Raw genomic sequence first — 6,459 nt, 5'->3', positions numbered from 1 at the left:
CTGCCGTAGGGTTCTGGGCAGGCGATGGCAAATGGGAGGAAGCCGGTGTGAATCCGGCGCGGTCCCGCCACTGTGACCGGGGAGCGAACCCCGCTTTAGGCCACTGTCCGCAAGGACGGGAAGGCCGGGGCGAGCATCGATCCGGGAGCCAGGAGACTCCTGCCGTCGCGACACCCGCGACCGGGGCGAGGACCCCAGGGGAGGAACGGCCGTGGCCGCTGGCACCGTCCTGCTGCTGTCGACATCCGACACCGATTTGCTGAGCGCACGCGCGTCCAGTGCCGCCTACCGGCTGGGCAACCCGGCGCGGCTCGCCGTGGACGATCTGCCCGAGTTGGTCGAGGGCGCCGATCTCGTCGTGGTGCGGCTGCTCGGCGGGCGGCGGGCCTGGGAGGACGGGCTGGATGTGCTGCTCGCGGGTCCCCGGCCGGTTGTCGTTCTGGGTGGTGAGCAGGCCCCCGACGCCGAGCTGATGGAGTTGTCCACGGTCAGCGGTGGTGTCTGCGCTGAGGCGCATGCCTACCTTGCCCATGGCGGGCCCGCCAACCTCGCTGAACTGCATGCCTTCCTGTCGGACACCGTGCTGCTGACCGGGCGCGGGTTCGCACCGCCGCAGCCCACGCCGACGTGGGGACGCCTGGAGCGGGACGCCCGCGCGAACGACGGTCCCGTTATCGGCGTGCTCTACTACCGCGCCCATCACATGGCCGGGAACACCGCGTTCGTGGAGACGTTGTGCGCGGCCGTCGAGGACGCGGGTGGACGGGCGCTGCCCGTGTTCTGCTCATCCCTGCGCACGGCCGAGCCCGAGCTGCTCGACACGCTTCGCGAAGCGGACGCGCTGGTCGTGACCGTCCTCGCGGCGGGCGGATCCAAGCCCGCGACCGCCGGGGCCGGTGGTGACGACGAGGCGTGGGACGTGGGTGCGCTGGCCGCACTGGACGTCCCCATCCTCCAGGGCCTCTGCCTCACGACGAGCCGCGCGGACTGGGAGGCGAGCGACGACGGCCTGTCGCCGCTGGACGCCGCCTCGCAGGTCGCCATCCCCGAGTTCGACGGACGCATCATCACCGTCCCGTTCTCCTTCAAGGAGATCGACGAGGACGGCCTCACCGTCTACCGCGCCGACCCCGAAAGGGCCTCGCGGGTCGCCGGGATCGCCGTCCGGCACGGCCGTCTTCGCCACACTCCGCCCGCCGAGCGGCACGTTGTCGTGATGCTGTCGGCGTATCCGACCAAGCATTCCCGCGTCGGCAACGCCGTCGGCCTCGATACCCCGGCGAGCACCGTCAGCCTGCTGGCACGCCTCGAAGAGGCCGGGTACGACCTCGGCGATAGTTTTCCCGGTGTCCAAGACCAGGACGGCGACGCGCTCATCCATGCGCTCATCGCCGCCGGAGGCCAGGACGAAGACTGGCTTACCGAAGAGCAGCTCGCAGGCAACCCCGTCCGCATCTCCGCTGTGTCCTACGAACGCTGGTACCGCACCCTCCCGCAGGACCTGCGCGCGGAAATGGAGCGGCATTGGGGGCCGCCGCCCGGCGAACTCTTCGTCCAGGACGGCGACATCGTCCTCGCCGCGCTCCGCGCCGGGAACGTCGTCGTCATGGTGCAGCCGCCGCGCGGCTTCGGGCAGAACCCCATCGCGATCTACCACGACCCCGACCTGCCGCCCAGCCACCACTACCTGGCCGCGTACCGCTGGCTGTCGGACGAGTTCGGCGCGCACGCCATCGTGCACGTCGGCAAGCACGGCAACCTGGAGTGGCTGCCCGGCAAGGCGGCCGGCATGTCGGCGTCGTGCGGCACCGACGCCGCGCTCGGGGACGTCCCGCTGATCTACCCGTTCCTCGTCAACGACCCGGGGGAGGGGACGCAGGCCAAGCGCCGCGCGCACGCCGTCCTCGTCGACCACATGGTCCCGCCGATGGCCCGCGCCGAGACCTACGGCGACATCGCCCGGCTCGAACAGCTCCTCGACGAGCACGCCACGATCGCTGCGATGGACCCGGCGAAGCTCCCAGCCATCCGCGCGCAGATCTGGACGCTGATCCAGGCCGCGAAGCTCGACCACGACCTCGGCCTGGACGACCGTCCGCACGACACCGAGTTCGACGACTTCATCCTGCACGTGGACGGCTGGCTGTGCGAGGTGAAGGACGCGCAGATTCGCGATGGCCTGCACATCCTCGGCCAGGCGCCGGAAGGCGCGACCCGCGTCGACCTGGTGCTCGCCATGCTCCGCGCCCGGCAAATGTGGTCGGGCAGGGAGACGCTCCCCGGCCTCCGCGAAGCGCTCGGCCTCACCGAGGACGGTGGCGATGCCCTCGCCGACGTCGACGCCGCCGAGGCCACCGCCCGCGATCTCGTCCAGGCCATGGAGGACGCCGGCTGGGCCGTGGACGCCGCCCGCCACATCACCAAGGACATCCCGGCAGACCGCCGCGAACCGGTGACCCGCGTCCTGGAGTTCGCAGCCGCCGAGGTCGTCCCGCGCCTGGCCAGGACGTCCGACGAACTCGACCACGTCCTGCACGCCCTGGACGGCGGCTACATCCCGGCCGGCCCGAGCGGCTCGCCGCTGCGCGGCCTCGTCAACGTCCTGCCGACCGGACGCAACTTCTACTCCGTGGACCCGCGCGCCGTCCCCAGCCGCCTCGCCTGGGAGACCGGCCAGGCGATGGCCGACTCGCTCCTCGACCGCTACCGCGCCGACCACGGCGAATGGCCGCGGTCGGTCGGGCTGTCGGTGTGGGGGACGAGCGCGATGCGCACGGCGGGCGACGACGTGGCCGAGGTGCTCGCGCTGCTCGGCGTCCGCCCGGCATGGGACGAGGCGTCCCGCCGCGTCACGGCACTGGAGCCGGTCGCGGTCGCCGAGCTGCGACGGCCGCGCATCGATGTCACCGTCCGCATCAGCGGCTTCTTCCGGGACGCGTTCCCGCACGTCGTCGCCATGCTGGACGACGCCGTCCGCCTCGTCGCCGGACTCGACGAACCCGGCACCGACAACTACGTCCGGGCCCACGTCCAGGCCGACAAGGCGCAGCACGGGGACGAGCGGCGCGCGACCCGGCGGATCTTCGGGTCGGCGCCGGGCGCCTACGGGGCCGGGCTGCTGCCGCTGATCGACAGCCGCAACTGGCGCGACGACGCCGACCTGGCCGAGGTGTACGCGGTGTGGGGCGGCCACGCCTACGGGCGCGACCTCGACGGCGTCCCCGCCCGCGACGACATGGAGAACGCCTACCGGCGCATCGCCGTCGCCGCCAAGAACGTCGACACCCGCGAGCACGACATCGCCGACTCCGACGACTACTTCCAGTACCACGGCGGCATGATCGCGACCGTCCGCGCGCTGACCGGCCGGGCCCCGGAGGCCTACGTCGGGGACAGCACCCGCCCGGACGCCGTCCGCACCCGCACCCTGTCGGAGGAGACCGCCCGGATCTTCCGGGCCCGCGTCGTCAACCCGCAGTGGCTCGCCGCGATGCGCCGGCACGGCTACAAGGGGGCGTTCGAGCTGGCCGCGACCGTCGACTACCTGTTCGGCTACGACGCCACCACCGGCGTCATGGCCGACTGGATGTACGACCGGCTCACCGCCGCTTACGTCCTGGACGACGAGAACCGCGCGTTCATGGAGGAGTCGAACCCATGGGCGCTGCACGGCATCGCCGAACGGCTGCTGGAGGCGGCCGAACGCGGCATGTGGGAGCACCCCGACCCGAAGATCCTCCAGGGCCTCCAGGAGGTCTACCTCAAGGCGGAGGGCGACCTGGAGGACGACACCAGCCGCTGAGCCAGCTCCGGATACCCCGCCCAGTGCAGGTGCAGGTAGGACGCGGTGATCCGGTCGTCTCCGTACCCGTCGGCGCCGTCCCGCCAGCGGAACAGGGGTGTCTCATCACTGGACAGGGCCGTCCGGTGGAACTCGTGCCCGTGGAATCGTTCGCCGGGGCGAGTCAGCGGTGATTCCGCCACCGCGACCGCCTCCCGGTACCCGAGTGTGAGCCTGGTCGTCATCGCGGCACGGCCCGGCACCCGGCCGCACATCTTCCGGCCGTCGAGTTCCTCGCACAGATAGAGGAGCCCGGCGCATTCGGCCGCGATCGGCCCGCGGAACGACGCGACCTCGGCGAGCAACGGCGCGTTCGCGGCCAGCTCGGCGGCATGCATCTCCGGGAACCCGCCGCCCAGGACGAGCGCGCCCGTCCCGTCCGGGAGCGCCTCGTCCCGCAGCGGATCGAACACGGCCACCTCGGCACCGGCGGCGCCCAGCAGCTCGACGTGCTCCGTATAGGAAAAGGTGAAGGCCGCCCCGCCCGCCACCGCGACGACCGGCACCGGCCCGCCGTCCACCGGTTCGACCTGGTCGGACGGGTCCCACACCGGCCCCGGCAGCGGGGGAGCGGTGCCCGCGAGCCGCAGCAGCGCGTCCAGATCGCAGGACCGGCCGACCAGCTCGCCGAGCCGCTCGACCGCCCGCACCGCCTCCGGTCCCCGCTCCGCCGCCGGGATCAGCCCCAGATGCCGGGACGGCGTGACCACCGCGTCGTCCCGCCGGATCGCGCCCAGCACCGGCACGCCCGTCGCCTCCAGCGCGCTCCGGCACAGCTCCTCGTGCCGGTCCGAGCCGATCCGGTTGAGGATGACGCCGCCGATCCGCACCCCCGGCTCGAACGTCGCGAACCCGTGCACGAGGGCCGCCACCGACCGGCTCTGCCGTGCCGCGTCCACGACCAGCACCACCGGCGCCGCGAGCAGCTCCGCCACATGAGCGGTGGACGCGAACCCGGTGTCGGCGCGCCCGTCGAACAGGCCCATCACGCCTTCGACGACGGCCACGTCGCACCCGGCGGCGCCGTGCAGGAACAGCGGCGCCACCCGCTCCTCGCCCGTGAGCCACGGATCGAGGTTGCGGCCCGGCCGTCCCGCTGCGAGGGCGTGATAGCCGGGGTCGATGTAGTCGGGGCCGACCTTGTGGGGCGACACGTTCAGGCCGCGCGCACGGAGCGCCGCCATCAGCCCCGTCGCCACCGTCGTCTTCCCGCTGCCGGACGCCGGCGCCGCGACGATCAAACGGTTCACCACTCGATGCCCCGCTGCCCCTTCTGCCCGGCGTCCATCGGATGCCGGACCTTGCCCATCTCCGTCACCAGGTCGGCGGCCTCGATCAGCCGGTCGGGCGCGTCCCGTCCCGTGATGACGACATGCTGGTTGCCCGGACGCAGTGTCAGCGTCTCGACGACCTCGTCCAGGTCGATCCAGCCCCATTTGAGGGGGTAGGTGAACTCGTCCAGCACATAGAAACGGTACGTCTCCGCGGCCAGGTCCCGCTTGATCTGCGCCCAGCCTTCGCGCCCGTCCGCGGCGTGGTCCTCCTCGGTGCCGGGACGCTGGATCCAGGACCAGCCCTCGCCCATCTTGTGCCAGGCGACCGGCCCGCCCTCGCCGCTCGCCCCCAGCACCCGCAGCGCCTGCTCCTCGCCGATGCGCCACTTCGCCGACTTCACGAACTGGAACACCCCGACCGGCCAGCCCTGGTTCCACGCCCGCAGCGCCATCCCGAACGCGGCCGTCGACTTCCCCTTCCCCGGGCCGGTGTGGACCATCAGCAGCGGCCGGTTGCGGCGCTGCCGGGTGGTGAGACCGTCGTCGGGGACGGACACGGGCTTCCCCTGCGGCATGTCAGGCCGCCTTCCTGTGGTCTTGGGAACGGTGGGCGCGGACGATTCCATCGAGATCGCGCAGCGGGACGAGCCGCGCCCCGAGCCGGGCCGCGAGCCGCCCCGCGAGACCGAGCCGGACCGGGCCGTCCTCGCAGTCGACGACGATCCCGGCCGTGCCGGCCAGCAGGCCCGCCGCCCGGTCCACGTCACCGCCCGCGGTCGCCCGCCCGTCGGTGACGACCACCAGCAGCGGACGCCGCGCCGGATCGCGGAGCCTCTCGTTGCGCAGCACCTCGGCGGCCCGGACGAGGCCCGCCGCCAGCGGCGTCCGGCCCCCGGTCGGCAGGGCCCGCAGCCGCGCCGCCCCCGCCTCGACCGACGATGTCGGCGGCAGGACGAGATCGGCCGTCCGCCCCCGGAACGTGATCAGGCCGACCTTGTCGCGGCGCTGGTAGGCGTCCAGGAGCAGGCTGAGGACCGCCGTCTTCACCGTCGTCATCCTCCGCCGCGCGGCCATCGAGCCGCTGGCGTCCACGACGAACAGCACCAGGTTGCCCTCGCGGCCCTCGCGGACGGCCTCGCGCAGATCGTCGGTCCGCAGTACGAGGCCCGGCCCGGACCGCCCGCGCGCCCGCTGCCGCGGCGCGGCCGCCAGCAGGGTCGCCACCACGTGCGGATCGCGGACCCTCCCCGCGGGACGGCGCGCCCCGGTGACCCGGCCCCGCACCGTCCGGGACCGCGACCGCCGCCCGGCCACCCCGTCACCGACACCGGGAACCTCCAGCAG

The 6,459-nt window shown here is 73.1% G+C and carries 4 protein-coding genes and 1 riboswitch; of the genes, 1 reads left to right on the top strand and 3 read right to left on the bottom strand.

What is annotated here, in order from left to right:
- Window positions 1–35 precede the first annotated feature (35 nt).
- Window positions 36–159: riboswitch (cobalamin riboswitch) on the top strand.
- Window positions 160–211: 52 nt separating this feature from the next.
- A complete protein-coding gene (gene cobN, locus E1293_RS43000; protein ID WP_132205277.1) occupies window positions 212–3,802 on the top strand; it encodes a cobaltochelatase subunit CobN in 3,591 nt (1,196 codons plus the stop codon).
- Here cobN and E1293_RS42995 read toward each other — a convergent pair.
- The 3 genes from E1293_RS42995 to E1293_RS42985 form a co-directional block, all read right to left on the bottom strand.
- Entirely contained in the window at window positions 3,757–5,082 is a 1,326-nt protein-coding gene (locus E1293_RS42995; protein ID WP_132205279.1) for a cobyrinic acid a,c-diamide synthase CobB, read from the bottom strand. The two genes, cobN and E1293_RS42995, sit on opposite strands and share 46 nt — an antisense overlap.
- 5 nt (window positions 5,083–5,087) lie before the next feature.
- On the bottom strand, window positions 5,088–5,690 hold the full coding sequence (cobO, locus tag E1293_RS42990; RefSeq protein WP_132205275.1) for a cob(I)yrinic acid a,c-diamide adenosyltransferase: 603 nt from the start codon (window positions 5,688–5,690) through the stop codon (window positions 5,088–5,090).
- Between the two features lies 1 nt (window position 5,691).
- On the bottom strand, window positions 5,692–6,459 hold a 768-nt coding region (locus E1293_RS42985; protein WP_132205273.1), incomplete at its 5' end, for a vWA domain-containing protein.

Source organism: Actinomadura darangshiensis, from assembly GCF_004349235.1.
Lineage (GTDB): Bacteria > Actinomycetota > Actinomycetes > Streptosporangiales > Streptosporangiaceae > Spirillospora > Spirillospora darangshiensis.
This window is presented reverse-complemented; position numbering and strand designations above follow the sequence as displayed.

Coding starts and splice junctions, on each gene's coding strand:
- cobO (WP_132205275.1), bottom strand. CDS start 5,690: ATGCCGCAGGGGAAGCCCGTGTCCGTCCCCGACGACGGTCTCACCACC.